The following is a 16654-nucleotide window of genomic DNA, read 5'->3' as shown; positions in this document are numbered from 1 at the left end:
ACACAAAAAAGGCCCGCATCACTGCGGGCCTTCTGCACTCATTTGCGCCGATCTTACTCGGCCGCTTCAGGTCGATCCGGACGGCTGACCACAGTCACGCCGTTCTGTTCCTTCTCGACCAGCCCTGCATCGGGGCTGACGATATAGCGTCTGGACCCATCGGCATCGGCCGGAATCTCAATGGCCATGCCGTCAAACCCCGCCGGAGCTGCAGTTGCTGGCTGGTCGCCGCGGCCGGTGGCAAATCGCGCCAGGCGGGCAGCCTGCTCGCCAAGCCACTTGATCTGCTTCCACAGCACGTTGGGCGCCACCACCATCACCGGCACCATCACCAGCGTCAGGGCGGTGGATACGAACAGGCCCGACACCAGCGCCGCCGACAGGTGGATGAACCACGAGCCAGCAATGCCGCCCACCACGATTTCGCGGCGGATGAAGTCGAACTCGATGTTCAGTGCCATGGGGATCACGCCCAGACCAGTCACCATCGCCGTCAGCAACACTGGACGCACACGCTGGCTGATGGTGATCAGCATTGCCTTGATCGGCTCAACATGTTCGTCGCGATTATAGTGATTATAGGTGTCGATCAGCACGATGCCGTTCTTCACCACGATACCCGCCAGCGCCACGATACCCAGCCCTGTCATCACCGCCGAGAAGCTCATCCCGGTAACGAGCATGCCCAGCAGCACGCCACCGACGGACATGATCACCGTCGTGAGCGTCACCAACACCTGATAGAAGCTGTTATATTCCAGCAGCAGGATCAGGAAGATCAGGAACATCGCGGCACCAAAGGCGGTCACGATGAACGCATTGGTGTCGTCCACCTGCTCGGCAGCGCCGCCATAGACGATGTCCACACTCGCGGGCCATTCCTGCGTTGCCTGCCAGGCCTTGATCTCCTTGATCTTCTCGGCGGAGGTGACTTCAACGCCATCGGCGGTGGTTGGGTTGAGGTTGGCCGCGACCGGCATGGAATACACGCCATTGCGTCGTGAGATATTGGCAACCTTGGGCACCGCCTTGCGGTCGATGAAGTTCGATACCGGCACAAGACCCTGGGCTGTCACGATCCGCAGCGAATCCAGCGCATCGAACGTACGTTCGCTCTTGGGCAGGCGGACCCGGATGTCGAGTTCGTCGCCGCCATCGTCAGGACGGTAGGTGCCCAGCTTCACGCCGGAGGTGACCAACTGCACATACGGGCTCAGCTCACGCACGCCGATGCCGTATTTGGCAGCAGCTTCGCGGTCGATAGTAACCTGCCAGTCAATACCCGGGGCAGGGCGGCCATCTTCAACTTCGATAGTGTCGCCCAGATCGTTCTCGATGAACTCGCGCAGCTTGGCCACGGTCGGGGCGATATCGTCATAGACGCTACCCTCGACGCGCAGATTGATGGCCTTGCCGGCTGGTGGGCCATTCTCCTGGGCAGCGATCTGCACTTCAAGGCCCGAAATGCCAGCCACGCGCTCGCGGATGTCCTGGAAGATTTCGGCGGCCTTGACGCGCTCATTGTAAGGCAGCAGCTGCAGATTGAACGAGCCAATGGTATCGGGAGCGGAACCACCAAAGCTCATGATCACGTCCTGAATGCCATGGACCTGCAGCAACTGGTCTTCCACCTCGACCAGCATGTCGCGGATTTCGATCGGCGAATAATTGCCGCGCGTGATCACGTTGACCGTGCCGAATTCAGGCTCCGATGCCGGGAAGGCTTCGGTGCCCGTCGGGTTCATCATATAGGCGGCAAACATCATCACCACGATGCCGAAACCAACCGCCAGTGTGATCAGCGGCTGGTGCATCAGGTGTTCCATTGCCCGCACATAATAGCCGGTCACGCCGCGCACCTTCTTGGTGTCGAACTTGTCGGCATACATAACGATGTCTGCGGCTTCCTTTTCCTTCTCGTCGACATGACTCGAAGCGATGAAGGCGCCGATGATCGGCATGAAGATCAGCGCTGATACCAGCGAGGCGACCATCACCACGATCACCACGATCGGCAGATAGCTCATGAACTTGCCGATAATGCCCGGCCAGAACAGCAGCGGTACAAAGGCGCCCAGCGTGGTGCAGGTGGCCGACACCACAGGCACAAACATCTTGCGGGCCGCCAGAATGAAGGCTTCCTTCTTGGACACGCCTTCCTGCAGTTTTCGCTCGGCGTATTCGACCACCACAATGGGGTCGTCCACCAGCACGCCCACCGCCAGCACCAGACCAAACATGATCATCATGTTGATGGTCATGCCCAGCATCTGCACGACGAGGAATGCGATCATGAACGAGATCGGGATCGACATGCCGATCATGATGGCGGCGCGCCAGCCCAGCGTTGCAATACAGGTGATCAGCACCAGCGCGACAGCGGTAAACACGGCGGCTTCGAGCGAGCGGAACATGCCCTTGGTGGAATCGGCCTGATCGATCAGGAAGCTGGTCTGAATGCCCTGTGGCCAGTCAGCCGTGAATTCGTCCGTGATGCGGCGCACCTCGTCGGACACGTCGATGACGTTGCTGCCCAGCTTTTTGGATACCCCAAGGGTGAGGGCAGGTTTGCCGTTGACCTGGGCGTATTCGGTGGCGTCCTCGAAGGTACGGGTAATGTTGGCCACCTGGCCAAAGGTAATGACGGTGTCGCCAACAGTCTTGAGCGGCAGGGAGTACACGTCCTGCGCGTTCTTGATCAGACCGGGAACCTCGACATTGAACGAGCCCTGGCCGGAGTCCAGTGTGCCGCCCGGCACGACCATATTGTTCTTGGACAGCGCGTCCAGCAGTTGCGCGGCGGTCAGGTCATAGGCTTCAAGCTGATTGAGGTCGATGGTCACCTCAAGCACTTCATCGCGCGAGCCCGAAAGCGTCACGCTCTGAACATTGGCCATGCCCTCAAGTTCTTCCTTGAGATCCTTGGCGCGGCGAACCAGTTCGCGTTCTGGCACAGCACCATAAATGGCCACCGAAATAACCGGCTGATCGGTGAACGAAATCTCGGACACGGTCGGCTCGGTTGCATCATCGGGAAGTTCCGATGACACGCCATCGAGCGCGGCGCGAATATCCGATAGCGCCTGATCCTTGTCGGCACTGACGTCAAACTCCAGAAACACCGAGACATGGCCTGTCGTCGATGTGGAGGAGTAGTTCTTGAGCCCGTCAAGTTCCTTGATGCGGTCCTCGATCGGCTTGGCCAGCAATTGTTCGGCATCGCGCGGGGCGACGCCAGTCTGGCTCACCGAGACGTAGAAATATGGGATGTCGATCGCCGGGAAGCTTTCCTTGGGCAAGGTATTGTAGGCCATGAACCCGGCGCCAAGCAGCAACACCATCACGGTGAGTACGACGCGTGGCATCCGCAGGATACGTTCGATGAAATCCAGCATGGGTCTAGCTCGCTGTTACGTTGGTAGCGTCGACGGCCTGACCGTCGGTGACGTACTCTTGGCCGATCACGATAACATCGACCGCAACTGGCAGGCCCAGCACCCACACGCCATCGCGGGTGTCACTGGCGATCTCGATAGGCACGAATTTGACAGCGCCATCCTCAACCGTGGATACGCCCAACACGCCATCTGCATCCAGGGTCAGTGAAGACTGCGGGATCAGGTGTGCGGGCGCCACGCCCATATTGACCACGGCTGTGGCCGTAATGCCGTCGCGGATCGAGCCATCGGGATTTGGCAGTTCAATTTCGGCTGGGAACGACCGGGTTGCGGGGTCGGCCGTTGCGGCGATGAACGTCACCTTGCCCTTGACTTCCTGTCCGGTCACCGTGGTGATAACCGCATCCAGGCCAAGCTTGGCAAGCCCGACGCGGGCTTCGGGAACCTGACCGATGAACAGCATGGGGTCGAGCTGAACGATGGTCGCGCAGGGCTGACCTTGAGGCAGCATGGCGCCGGCCACGGCCAGTGGTGCCTGGACAATGCCGGCGACCTTGGCCTTGATTTCCGTGCGGTCGAACTCGGCCTCGGCGTTTTCTACATTGGCTTCAGCCGACGTAACGCCTGCCTGGGCGGCAGCCAGTGCCACTTCCACACCGCGGGCGCTATTGGCCGATGCCAGGCCCTTGCTGCGGAGCTCGGCATTGGTGTCGAAATCGGCCTGTGCCTGGCTCAGCGAGGCTTCTGCCTGCGCCAGACCCGCCTTGGCCTGGGCCACTGCTGCAGCGCGTGTGCCCTGATCAAGCGTGCACAGCAGGTCGCCGATTGCGACTTCCTGACCCTTTGTCACATGGACCGTATCGATGATGCCCGAAGTCTCGGCCACCGCGCCAACCGAAGCTTTGGCTTCAGTGCGGCCGCGCAGCGACACTTCAATTGCGTAGGGCTGAGCCACATACGTCGTGGTGCGAACCGACTGCAGCCCGGTAGAAGCGCCATTTTCGGCCTCGTTTCGCTGGGCAATCGTCAGCGTTGGATCAATGCTGTCGTCTTTTTCGTGATCAGCCAGCACGCCGGCTTCAGCAAGCTGCGTGGCGATCGGACCGTGGTCTTCGCCCTCAAGCACTGAAACGATCGGACGCTCGCCCTCGCCGGGGCCATTGCCGCCCATGACCAGAGTCCCCGTCGCCAACCAGGCGCCAGCCAGGATCAGTATAAGAAACGCAATACCGTAGGAAAATAATGCACGCATCGAGAATTCGCCCCTTTATTCTGCCGCGTCTTTTTCTGGCTCGGCTCGCGCCATTGTGATCAGTTCGTGCATATGGGTGCGGGTGTGCCGTTCGGCAACCTCCATCATTGCACGTCCGTACTCCATGACCCATGACTCAGCTGCATTGCAGCTGCGCTCGGATCGGATTTCTTCGAGTTTCTTGCGGTCTTCTGTGGCGCGGCGCAGATATTCTGTAACCCGCGCTTCGACCAGTCCACGCGGCAAAATATGCGCATAGCGGGCGAACAGCAGAAATGGGCTGCGGAAAACGTCCTCGCCCAATGGCTCCGCCAGTTGCTGCCTGAACTCGGTGCGACCAGCTTCGGTGATCGAATAGACTTTTTTGGCCGGCTTGCCGTCCTGTTGCTCGGTGCGGCTCACCACGAAGCCGTTTTCTTCCAGCCGCGCCAGCGCCGGGTAGATCGAACCAAAGCTCGCTTCGATGAAGTAGGAGCATTCGCCTTCCACGCAAAGACGCCGGATCTCATATCCGGTGGCTTCCCCTTCAAAGAGGATGGACAGGCAAAGCGTTCTGACGTTCATGCACGAAGCTCCACGGGCATATGCCGGGTTGATATATGCTGGGTGTGTATATGCCCAACATGAATCGTGCAAGTTGTACGGGGTAGTAGAACGGCCAGATCAGTTAAGACTATGTTGCATGGCTGGCGAACTGGCCCAGAATTCTGCTCATTTCTGCAGCAGCGCGTTGTGCCAGCCCTCGGTTGGCAGCGGCCACGAAGTAGGGATTGAGAAAGCCAGAGGTCCCTTTGCCATATCCCAGGCGCTTCCCGTCCAGCGTCACGACGGTCCCGCCCGCAGCTTCCAGAACCGCTTGCCCGGCAGCCGTATCCCACTCACATGTCGGGGTAAATCGCGGATAGAGCTGGGCGTCGCCGCGCGCCAGCAGGCAGAATTTCAGGGACGAGCCCACCGAAACATCCGAATCCACCGCCAGCGTTTCGCATAGCGTCGCCAGCGCGGCGTGGCCGTGCGATCGGCTGGCCACAATGCGCAGCGGGGTATCTGACGAAACAGTTACCACATGCTTGTCGATGGCGGCGCCGGAACGCGTGTTGCACGAATAGGCGCCGGTGGCGTCGCCCACGAACGTTTCGCCGGTCACCGGTGCCAGCACCACGCCCATTACCGGAAAGCCATGTTCGACCAGAGCGATATTCACGGTGAACTCGCCATTGCGCTTGATGAATTCCTTGGTGCCATCGAGTGGATCGACCACGAAATAGCGCGCGCCCAGTTCCGGGATAATCCCAGCGGCAACGCTCTCCTCGCCCAGCACCGGAATGCCGGTGGACTTGAGGTGATCCAGGATTATGGCTTCCGCAGCTGCATCAGCCTGCGTTACCGGCGAGCCGTCCGACTTGTCGATAGCGATGATCGGGCGACCATAGACCTCCATGATGACTTTGGCAGCCGCAATGGCGGCTTCCAGCACCAGCGCCGTCAGCGCCGCATTGGTCGGCGCCTGCAAGCCTGCGGTCATCTCAGACGCCGATCGTCACATCAAGGCCCAGATCGAGTGGCTGCGCGGCCATGGTGATCTGGCTGGTCGAAATATAGTCCACCCCGGTCTCGCCGATCGAGCGGACCCGGTCCAGCTTCACACCACCCGAGGCTTCCAGTCTGGCGCGACCCGCATTGATTGCCACGGCCTGCCGCAGCATCTCGTTGTCCATATTGTCGAGCAGCACCACGCGGGCGCCCGCCGCCAGTGCTTCTTCCAGCTCGGCCAGATCCTGAACTTCAATCTCGATAGCCACCAGATGCCCGGCAAAGGCCTCCGCCGCCTGATAGGCCGCTGTTACGCTGCCTGCGACGGCAATGTGATTGTCCTTGATCAAAATCGCATCATCGAGTGCATAGCGGTGATTGGCCCCGCCGCCGCAGCGCACCGCATATTTTTCGAAGGCCCGCAGCCCCGGCGTCGTCTTGCGTGTGTCGCAAACCTGCGCGCCAGTGCCGGCGACCGCATCCGCATAGGTCCGCGTCAGCGTGGCAATGCCACTCATGTGATTGAGGAAGTTCAGCGCCACACGCTCCGCAGACATCACCAGTCGGGCAGGGCCGGTCACCGTGGCAACAACGCCGCCAACCGCCACCGTGTCGCCATCAGCCAGCGCGGGTGTAAACACCACCCCGTCGCCGACCAGCCGGAACGCGGCCGCTGCCAGATCCAGCCCGGCGATCACCCCCGCCTCGCGCGCCGACAGGCTCGCACTAGCCGTGGCATGAGGAGCCAGTGTTGCCTGGCTGGTCAGATCGCCTGCCAGCCCCAGATCTTCTTCCAGCGCAGCGGCAACGGCGCGCTCCACCAACAGGCGGGGCAATTGGGCGGGCAGGCGGTCAGAACGGGACATGGCACGGGTCTCTCGGCTTCGAGCGGTGATGTACGCGCCACCACCGCCCGATGCAACCAGCAGCGCCTGCTAGTGGTGCTGCTTGACGGTGTGCTCGGCCTCGATGATTGCCGCTGTCAGGCTACCCGTAGCGGGGTAGAGCGGGATCAGGCACGCCTGCAGCGCATGGTAGATGTCAGGCTTGCCGGTAAACAGGCGCGATGTTGGCTTGAGGTCCTCGGTCAACTCGCTCAGCCAGCCGCCCCGCGCATGATCGATCACATGGTTCTCGGCATGGTCCCACAGCTTGCGATACCAGATCTGGAAATAGTCATCGCGGTCATAGGCGCTCAGAAACGCTGCCGCGCCAATCGCCTCGGCCACAGGCCACCACAGCTTTTCGCGCATGATCGGCTTGTTGTCCCAGTCCAGCGTATAAAAGAACCCGCCGTGCTGGGTATCCCAACCCAACTCGATCGCCTGACGGAAAAGATTGCGCGCTGCATCGGTCATCCAGCTCAGTCGCTTGTCGCCCAGAATCCACAGCTGCATCAGCAGCCGCGCCCATTCCAACGCGTGTCCCGGCGTTACACCCGAGGGACGGAACATTTCCGAGCCCAGATATTGCTTGTCGAGCACCCAGTTCTCGTCGAAATGCTCCGCCACCCGATGCCCCAGCGGCACGGCATGCTTGGCGATGATCAATTCGGCGATCCGTTCGGCCTTGGTCAGATAAGCCTTTTCGCCGGTGGCCTCATAGGCTGCCATCAGCGCCTCGGTCAGGTGCATGTTCGAGTTCTGCCCGCGATAGGTCGTGATCTGCGACCAGTCATTGGCGAATTCCTCGCGCACTGCGCCCACTTTCTCGTCCCAGAACCGGCGCTCGATCACCTCGGTGACATCGGCCAGCATCTTGTCAGCCAGTGGATGCCCCACCAGCTTGGCGCTCGATGCTGCCAGCATCACGAAGGCATGCCCGTAGGCCTGCTTGGTTCCATCGGTGACGCCATTGTCGTCCAGGCCCCACACATAGCCACCATGTTTGGCGTCGCGATGCTTGTTCCAGATATAGTCCATGCCGTGATCGACCATTTCGCCCGAGCCAGGCCGACCGATCAGACTGCCAATGGCGAAGCTGTGCACCATGCGCGTGGTGCCATGCACCTGCCGCGTTGAATTGGCCGCGCTCAGCGCCTTGCCCTCATCATCCAGCTCAAAGAACCCGCCCTTGGGATTCAGCGACGGTGCTTCGAAGAAATCGAACAGATTATTGGCCTGCCGCATCAGATATTGCCGATGAAACGGCCGGCTGGTCCACGGGCTGGAATTGGTTTTGGGCAAGGTGGTGTTCGCGTCGGTCATAGTGGCTCCCGGCCGGCAGCGTAGGGCGCCGGCACCTCAATCTGCCCGAGCTATAGCGCTCCAATAAGAACGTTGCAATTTCTGCCCGCGCAATTTCGCGGGCTGCAGCAAACTCTTCCTCCGGCAATCAGCAGCAGGCCAGAAGGGCGGCTTACAAAGGAACGTCTACGCCTGGGCGTACCAGGCAACCACGCGGGCTACCTCGTCAGCCGAGCCCAGCACCACCGGCACCCGCTGGTGAATATCGGTCGGTACTACATCGAGCACACTCTGCTGCCCGGTCGTCGATGCGCCGCCCGCTGCGGCCACCAGCATCGCCATCGGATTGCCCTCATAGAGCAGCCGCAACCGGCCGCCTTTGGCAGCGTTCTCGCTGTCCAGCGGATAAAGAAAAATCCCGCCCCGCATCAGGATACGATGCACATCGGCCACCATCGATCCGATCCAGCGCATATTGTAGCGCTTGCCGGCAGGCCCGGTCTCCCCCGCCACATTCTCGGCGACATAGCCCTTGGTTGCGTCATCCCACAGCCGCTCGCGCGCAGTGTTGATCGCGTATTCCGCTGACGCCTTGGGCACGGCGAGCTTTTCGGTGGTCAACACGAACACGCCGTCATCGTTGAGTGTAAACACCGCTGCTGACGGCCCGAAAGTGATGACAAAGCTCGTGGCCGGTCCATAGGCGGCATAACCCGCGCCCAACTGCGCCGAGCCGGGCTGCAGCAGACCCTTGCGGGCATCCAGGATCGAAAAAATCGTTCCTACGGTGACATTTACGTCCAGGTTTGATGAGCCATCCAGTGGATCTGTTGCCACCAGATAGGTGCCCTGATTCTCGATATGAACCGGCTCATCCAGTTCCTCGGACACCAGAATCGAAATCTCCGGATTTTGCCGTATGTGATTCAAAACAATATCGTTTGAGATCACGTCGAGCGCCTTCTGGTCCTCGCCCTGCACATTGGTGTGCCCGGCCAGCCCGGTCTGCCCGCTAATCGCCGATTGCCGTAGCACAGCCGCAATCTCCGCACTCGCGGCGGCCATGGTGGTCATCACCGAAGCCAGCTTGGCGTCAACACTCTGGGCGGCTAGCCAGTTGGAAAGGGTGGTCATGTGCGGCTCTGGTTTTGGGGCAGGGGCCTTCAATGTCCCCATGCCGCGTCCAGATACAATCCGACTTTGGCATAGGGTTGCCTGGTCCACCTCTCGAGTGGAGCGATACCTCCCCCTGACGGGAGAGGCCATGTGGGGGGCTACATGCGCTAGCTGCTCATTGGCCCCAATCCCTATTTCCACATGCCTCGCATCTGCGCGGAAATGTCCATCCGCACCGGCGCAGGCGACAGCCCCTCGATATGGGCCGGCGTGACTGGCGGCCACAAGATATCCTCGAACAGGTCTGTCATGGCGCGTGGAATGAAACGCGTCCGCTGCGCATAAAGATGCCGGTCGCCATGCTTGGCCTGTTGCGTCACGAAAAACCGCTGCGGCACGATCAGGTTCAGATCATCTCGCGCCCGCGTCATCGCCACATACAGCAGCCGCCGCTCTTCTTCGAGTTCATGGGTTGATCCGGTTCCCAGATCCGAGGGGATGCAGCCATCAACCACATTGAGCACATGCACTGACTTCCACTCCTGCCCCTTGGCGGAATGGATGGTGGACAGGATCAGATAGTCTTCATCGAGCAGCGGCACGCCCGACTGGTCGCTGGTTGCATCGGGCGGGTCCAGCGTCAGCTCGGTCAGGAACCTTTCGCGGCTGGGATAGCCGCCAGCAATCTGCTCGAGCTGCACAATGTCCTGCACGCGCACCATGGCGTCGTCAAAAGCCTGTTCCAGCAGCGGTTCATACCATAGCCGCGCATAGCCCAGCTCGGCGGGCCAGCCAGCTTCCTCCTTTGCCAGACGCCGCATCAGCTCGACCATCCCCGCCCAGCCCTCGCCGGCGCGGGGCGGCGTAGGGATCTCGCCCAGCGCCCAGATCGGGTCCGGTCCGGTCGCCATGGCGTCAAGCACCTTTCCTGCAGTGCCCGGTCCCACACCGGGCAGCAATTGCAGCACGCGGAAACCGGCCACCCTGTCGCGTGGATTTTCAGACCAGCGCAGGATCGACAACAGATCCTTGATGTGGGCCGCGTCGAGGAATTTCAGCCCCCCGAATTTGACGAAGGGGATGTTCTGCCGGGTCAGTTCGATCTCCAGCGGCCCCGAATGGCTTGAGGTCCGAAACAGCACGGCCTGGCTTTTCAGCGCCATGCCACTCTCGCGTGCTTCGAGCACCTTGTGCACCACATAGCGGGCCTGATCGGCCTCATCGCGTACCGTCACCAATAGCGGCTTGGCGTCAGACTGGCGTTCCGTCCACAAATTCTTGGTAAAACGCTCGCTAGCCTGCTCGATGACCGCATTGGCAGCGCCCAGAATGGGCTGTGTCGAGCGGTAATTGCGGTCCAGCGTCACGATATCGGCTGCCGGGCTGAAGGCCGACGGGAAATCGAGAATATTGCGCACCGTCGCCGCCCGGAACGAATAGATCGACTGCGCATCGTCGCCCACCACGGTCAGTCCATGCCCCTGCGGCTTGAGCGCCAGCAGGATCGAGGACTGCAGCTTGTTGGTGTCCTGATATTCGTCCACCAGGACATGGTCGAACCGCGCGGCAACCTCGGCCGCCATTGCCGATTCAGCCATCATGCCGGCCCAGTACAGCAGCAGATCGTCGTAATCGAGCACGTTCTGGCTCTGTTTGGCAGCCACATAGCCGCTGAACAGCGCGCGCAATTCCTTGCTCCACATCGCGCACCACGGGAAGGTCGTCTTGAGCACCGCGTCCAGATCATCCTGCGCATTGACCACGCGAGAATAGATAGACAGGCAGGTGCCTTTGGTAGGAAACCGGCTCTTGGCCTCGGAAAACCCCAACTCGTGCCGCACCAGATTCATCAGATCCGCCGAGTCTTCGCGGTCATGGATGGTGAAGGCCGTATCCAGCCCGATCTGGGTGGCATGCTCGCGCAGCAGCCGCGCGCCAATGCCATGAAATGTTCCCGCCCATGCCAGGGCATCGGTCACCGCGCCTGCGCTCGTGCCCAGCACCTGCGCCGCGATCCGCTCCACCCGCCTGCTCATCTCGCTGGCGGCGCGTCGTGAAAACGTCATCAGCAGGATACGGCGAGGATCGGCACCATTGACGATCAAATGCGCCACCCGATGCGCCAGCGTATTGGTCTTGCCCGATCCCGCCCCGGCAATCACCAGCAATGGCCCCGGCGCGGCTTCCCCGGTGCCATGCACGACGGCGCGACGTTGTTCGGGGTTCAGGGCGTCAAGATAGGTAGGGCTGGCAAGCACGAATCGGCATCCTCCAGAGAAGTTCTCAGGGAACACGTTTCTTGTTTTGTTCGCAATGCCATCTGACGCCATTGCTCCGGCGACCCCAAGGGCCGCCGGACATGATGGTCTTCTATTCCTGCGCCAGATCGGCCATCAGACCCGCGGCGACGGATAGCCGTGACACGGTCAACTTGCCCTGGGTCAGCTCGGCCACGGCTGCGGCGGTGCGTTCAATGCCCGCCTTGCGCCGCACCTGCCAGTTCACCAGCTTGGCATCCACCGATTTTCCTTCGGTCTTGAGCACGTCAGCGGTCAAGTCGCGCTGCGCCCGCATCAGATTGGCCAGCGCACGGTCCAGTGCCATGCGGTCAAACCGGTCGTTGAGCAACAATGCACGGCTCTGCGCGATCACCGGCCACAGCCGGAATGTCGTGAACACCCCGAAGAACGCGGTTGCCCCATCAGCCAGCGACACGCCCGCGCGTTCGCTAACCAGCACGATGTCGCTGGCATAGCCGATCACAGGCAGTTCGGCGATCTGCTGCGCAGTGGTTTCGGGCACGCCCTTGTCCTTGAGCGATTGCGCCATCTCCGCCACGTCCTGCGCCAGTGAGGCAGGCAGATCCGTCCCCTTCAGGTCGCGCAGCGCAGCAACACCGGCGGCATGACGCTGTACCAGATCGGACAGACCCTGCGTCACATCGGCATTGCGCAGGAACCACAGGCTCTCCTGCCGTAGCAGCGCCATCACTTCAGCATAGAGCGCCAACTGCACATCGCCGTCGATCAACGTGTCGAGCGCATCAATCGCGGTGTTCAGCGCGCTCAGTCCATAGACATCACGCGCCGCCGCATAGGCCAGCGCTGTCTCGCCGGGGCTGGCGCTGGTTGCCGCAGTCAGATCGGTCACAAATGCCGGTCCGCCGCGATTGATCATCGCATTGGCCAGCACTGTCGCGATCACTTCGCGTTTCAGCCGATGTCCGGCCACAGCCTCGGGATAGGTGCTGCGCAGCGTGCCCGGGAAGTAGCGATAGAGCTCACCCGCCAGATAGTCATTGTCGATCGAGCGACCGTCCAGCAAATCCGCGTATAGCGTCAGCTTGGCATAGGCCAGGATCACCGCCAGTTCGGGCCGCACCAGTGCCGTGCCTGCCGCCACCCGGTTTTCCAGCACTGTATCACTGGGCAGAAACTCTACGGCGCGATCGAGCAGTCCACGGTCTTCCAGCCGTTCGATCAGTTCGCGGTGGTCCGGCAGTTCCGCCAGTCCGGCACGTTCTGCCAACGAGATCGCCAGCCCCTGCAGGTAGTTATTGCGCAGGCACAGCGCTGCGACCTCATCGGTCATGGTCACGAGGAACGCATTGCGCGCTTCGATGCCAAGGGTGCCAGATGCCAGCAGGGGCGCGACGGCGATCTTGATATTGACCTCCAGATCGCTCGAGTTCACGCCGGCCGAATTGTCGATGGCGTCGGTATTGATCCGCCCGCCCTTGAGCGCATACTCGATGCGTCCGCGTTGCGTGGCGCCCAGATTGGCGCCTTCGCCGATCACCTTGGCCCGCACCTCGCCACCGGTAATGCGGATGGCATCATTGGCCCGGTCGCCCACCTCTGCATTGCTTTCCAGGCCAGAGCGCACATAGGTGCCGATGCCGCCGAACCACAGCAGGTCCACATCGGCCTTCAGGATTGCGGTGATCACCTCATTGGGCGTGGCGTGATTGGCCGTGATGCCGAGCAGCGTCTTGATCTCGGCCGACAGCGGCACCGACTTCATGCTGCGCGAGAAAATCCCGCCGCCGCTTGAGATCAACGCCTTGTCATAGTCCTGCCAGCTTGAACGGGGCAGGGCAAACAGGCGGTGCCGTTCTGCCAGGCTCTTGGCTGCATCAGGATTGGGGTCGATGAAAATATCGCGGTGGTCAAACGCGGCCACCAGCCGCGTCTGCGCACTCAGCAGCATGCCGTTACCGAACACGTCCCCGCTCATATCGCCCACGCCAACAGCGGTGAACTGCTCGCGCTGGATATCGCGGTCCATCTCGCGGAAGTGACGCTTCACAGCTTCCCAGCCGCCGCGTGCCGTAATGCCCATCTTTTTGTGGTCATAGCCCGCAGAGCCGCCCGAGGCGAAGGCGTCGCCCAGCCAGTATCCCCGGCTGATGGCGATCCCGTTTGCCGTGTCCGAAAAACTTGCTGTACCCTTGTCGGCAGCGACCACCAGATAAGGATCGTCACCATCACGTCGCACCACGGCGCGGGGCGGCACCACTGCACCATCGACCAGATTGTCGGTCACATCGAGCAGCGCGCCGATAAATATCTTGTAGCTGGCAATGCCCTCAGCCTGAAACGCCTCGCGCGGCATACCGGCCACTAGGCGCTTGGGCACAAATCCCCCCTTGGCACCGACCGGCACGATCACCGCATTCTTGACCTGCTGTGCCTTGACCAGCCCCAGCACCTCGGTGCGGAAATCCTCGGGCCGGTCCGACCAGCGCAGCCCGCCGCGCGCAATCGCTCCAAAGCGCATATGGATGCCTTCCACCCGCGGCGAATAGACCGAGATCTCGCGGTAGGGACGGGGCGCGACCATGCCCTCGACCATGCTGCTGTCGAACTTGATCGCCAGCGCCGGCATGCGATTGCCTTCCGGGTCGCGCTGAAACGCATTGGTGCGGATCGCCGCTTCCATCAGATTGAGGAAGCGCCGGATGATGGTGTCTTCGTCCAGTGAGGCCATTGCATCGAGTGCGGCCGCAATCTGTTTGCGCGCCCCATCCGCCTTGGCGTCCCGATTGGTTTCGTCAGGGTCGTGCAGCGCGTTGAACAGCCCCACCAGCGCTTCAGCAGCGCCCGACTGGTTTACCAGCACCTGCGCGATATAGCGCTGCGAATAGGAAATCCCGATCTGCCGCAGATAGCGCGACAATGCCCGCAGCAGGGCTGCATCGTTCCAGCCCAGCGCCGTGCGGGTCACCAGCGTATTGAGCTGATCACTCTCCCCCAGCCCGTCCCACACAGCCAGCAGCCCGGCCTCGACGGCTGGTCCGCGCATATCAAGGTCCAGCACAACGCCATCACTGGGCGCCAGCACCATGTCATGGATATAGCGCTCCACACCGTCCCGTGGCGTCACCGTATAGGTGCGCTCGTCGATCACCCGGAACCCGAAGGCTTCGATCATCGGCACGCGGTCACTCAGTGGAATGGCGTGCTCGCGGTGGTAGAATTTCAGCCCGAGGGCGCCGTCGGCGCCGTCTCGGCTGCGCAGCCGGATGGCCACTCGGGCGCTCTCGCCCAGTTCATGCAGAACCCCGACATCGACATGCGCATCCTCGGCGGAATTGCGCGATTGATAGGCTGCGGAGAACGCCGTGCGATAATCACTCATCACCGCCGGATCGGTCGCCGTGGCCATCAGAATGTCGCCGAAATTGCTCGTCAATGCGTCAACATTGGCTTCAAGTTCTGCACGGCTCGGCTGCGGGGTTTTTCCCGCAATTCGGCCGATGATCACATGCACCCGTACCAGTTCGCCTTCGGGGAAATGTGGATAGAATGCTGACACCCGGCCATCATAGACTTCGGCCAGATACTGGGTGATCCGCGCCCGAGCCGCGCCGTCATAGCGGTCGCGTGGCACATAAACGAGCACCGAGACAAAATTGTCGAACCGGTCGATACGCGGCAGTACCCGCACCCGCGGGCGGTCATACAGGCCGGCAATCGCGGTGGAGAATTCAAACAGCTGCTCGCCGCCGATCTGGAAAAGTTCGTCGCGCGGATAGCTGTCCAGCGCGCTCAGCAGCGCCCGGCCGTCATGCCCGATCGGATCAACGCCCGACTTGCGCATCACCTCGGCAATCTTGCGCCGGATGATCGGCACTTCGGTGTGCGGCGTGGCCTGCGCCTGCGATGTGAACAGCCCCACAATGCGCAACTCGCCAACGGCTTTGCCGCCGCCGTCATAGATCTTGATGCCCACATAATCCATGTGCTGGCGGCGATGCACCCGCGCCCGCACATTGGCCTTGGTCACCAGCAGCGGTTCGTTCGAGGCAATGAAGGCGGCGTGCTGTGGCGTGGATTCAACAAAAGTCGGGCCACTGCGCAGCACCTTGACCTCACCGTCGGTCAGAATGCCCAGCCCGCTCTTGGCGACCGGCGCCAGCGTCTCGCCATCGATGCGGTAGTCGCGCATCCCCAAAAAAGTGAAGTTGTGCTCGATCAGCCAGTCGAGAAACCGCAGGGGTTCATCGGCCAGACTCGACTTCTGTTCGCTCAGCGCGCTGATCGCCTTGCGCAGGCGCTCCAGCATGGGCTGCCAGTCCCGCACTGCCTGGCCAACCTCGGCCATGGTGGAGTCGATCTCGCTCACCATGGCGTCCAGATCACTGACGGGATCGCTGTGAATATGCAGCACGCTGAGCGCCCGCCCACTGGGTTCACGAACCACCGGGTGCGCAAACAGCCGCACCGTGCCGCCTGCGGCGCGTAGCGCGGCCAGCGCGCTGTCGACGATGAAGGGCATGTCGGGCGATACGATATCAAGCACCAGCGGTTCGCCGGGCTGGGTCGGCGCGGTCACGCTCAGCTTGCTGCCCGTACCGCTATAGGCTTTCAGATGCGCATAGGATTGGCGCAGGATCGCTTCGAACCGATCAGGAGCCTGTCGCGCCAGATCCTCGGTATCGGTCGCCAGAACGGCCGAACGCAGGAATTCGGCGAACCCCGCGTCTTCGCTTGCCAGGGCTGCCGCACGCTCCAGCAGGGCAGGACGGTTCGCTTGTACCAAATTCATCTTCGACTCCTCAGCTCGCCTTGCCAGTCTAGGGATCACATGCGGCTCTGTCTGCCATCCCTTTTGCCAATATCAGCCCACAAAGATGCGCAGATGACGCGACGCCAAAATTAGGACCT

Annotated in this window: 9 protein-coding genes; all 9 read right to left on the bottom strand. The window is 61.6% G+C overall.

Going from position 1 to position 16654, the window contains the following annotated elements; translation table 11 throughout:
• Positions 1 to 53: 53 nt before the first annotated feature.
• Entirely contained in the window at positions 54 to 3395 is a 3342-nt protein-coding gene (locus tag KD146_RS10130) for an efflux RND transporter permease subunit (protein ID WP_212658548.1), read from the bottom strand.
• A gap of 4 nt (positions 3396 to 3399) precedes the next feature.
• Positions 3400 to 4650 (bottom strand): efflux RND transporter periplasmic adaptor subunit, encoded by a 1251-nt coding sequence (locus tag KD146_RS10125; protein ID WP_212658547.1) that lies wholly within the window; start codon positions 4648 to 4650, stop codon positions 3400 to 3402.
• A gap of 15 nt (positions 4651 to 4665) precedes the next feature.
• On the bottom strand, positions 4666 to 5214 hold the full coding sequence (locus tag KD146_RS10120; protein ID WP_212658546.1) for a PadR family transcriptional regulator: 549 nt from the start codon (positions 5212 to 5214) through the stop codon (positions 4666 to 4668).
• A gap of 109 nt (positions 5215 to 5323) precedes the next feature.
• Positions 5324 to 6175, bottom strand: a complete 852-nt coding sequence (cysQ, locus tag KD146_RS10115) for a 3'(2'),5'-bisphosphate nucleotidase CysQ (RefSeq protein ID WP_212658545.1) — start codon at positions 6173 to 6175, stop codon at positions 5324 to 5326.
• A gap of 1 nt (position 6176) precedes the next feature.
• Entirely contained in the window at positions 6177 to 7049 is an 873-nt protein-coding gene (gene nadC, locus KD146_RS10110) for a carboxylating nicotinate-nucleotide diphosphorylase (protein ID WP_212658544.1), read from the bottom strand.
• A gap of 69 nt (positions 7050 to 7118) precedes the next feature.
• Positions 7119 to 8390, bottom strand: coding sequence for an AGE family epimerase/isomerase (locus KD146_RS10105; RefSeq protein ID WP_212658543.1), 1272 nt, complete (start codon positions 8388 to 8390; stop codon positions 7119 to 7121).
• Between the two features lie 165 nt (positions 8391 to 8555).
• A complete protein-coding gene (locus KD146_RS10100; RefSeq protein WP_212658542.1) occupies positions 8556 to 9503 on the bottom strand; it encodes a class 1 fructose-bisphosphatase in 948 nt (315 codons plus the stop codon).
• 173 nt (positions 9504 to 9676) lie between these two features.
• Positions 9677 to 11743, bottom strand: coding sequence for an ATP-dependent helicase (locus KD146_RS10095; protein ID WP_345790779.1), 2067 nt, complete (start codon positions 11741 to 11743; stop codon positions 9677 to 9679).
• A gap of 112 nt (positions 11744 to 11855) precedes the next feature.
• Complete coding sequence (locus KD146_RS10090) at positions 11856 to 16535, bottom strand: NAD-glutamate dehydrogenase (RefSeq protein WP_212658540.1); 4680 nt, start codon at positions 16533 to 16535, stop codon at positions 11856 to 11858.
• Positions 16536 to 16654: the final 119 nt, after the last annotated feature.

The organism is Devosia litorisediminis, assembly GCF_018334155.1.
GTDB lineage: Bacteria > Pseudomonadota > Alphaproteobacteria > Rhizobiales > Devosiaceae > Devosia > Devosia litorisediminis.
Note: the sequence above shows the minus strand (reverse complement) of the source record. Positions and strands in the feature narration are given on the sequence as shown.

Bases quoted from the DNA above. Each gene is read 5' to 3' on its own strand.
- KD146_RS10130 (WP_212658548.1), bottom strand. From the start codon at position 3,395: ATGCTGGATTTCATCGAACGTATCCTGCGGATGCCACGCGTCGTACTC.
- KD146_RS10125 (WP_212658547.1), bottom strand. From the start codon at position 4,650: ATGCGTGCATTATTTTCCTACGGTATTGCGTTTCTTATACTGATCCTG.
- KD146_RS10120 (WP_212658546.1), bottom strand. From the start codon at position 5,214: ATGAACGTCAGAACGCTTTGCCTGTCCATCCTCTTTGAAGGGGAAGCC.
- cysQ (WP_212658545.1), bottom strand. From the start codon at position 6,175: ATGACCGCAGGCTTGCAGGCGCCGACCAATGCGGCGCTGACGGCGCTG.
- nadC (WP_212658544.1), bottom strand. From the start codon at position 7,049: ATGTCCCGTTCTGACCGCCTGCCCGCCCAATTGCCCCGCCTGTTGGTG.
- KD146_RS10105 (WP_212658543.1), bottom strand. From the start codon at position 8,390: ATGACCGACGCGAACACCACCTTGCCCAAAACCAATTCCAGCCCGTGG.
- KD146_RS10100 (WP_212658542.1), bottom strand. From the start codon at position 9,503: ATGACCACCCTTTCCAACTGGCTAGCCGCCCAGAGTGTTGACGCCAAG.
- KD146_RS10090 (WP_212658540.1), bottom strand. From the start codon at position 16,535: ATGAATTTGGTACAAGCGAACCGTCCTGCCCTGCTGGAGCGTGCGGCA.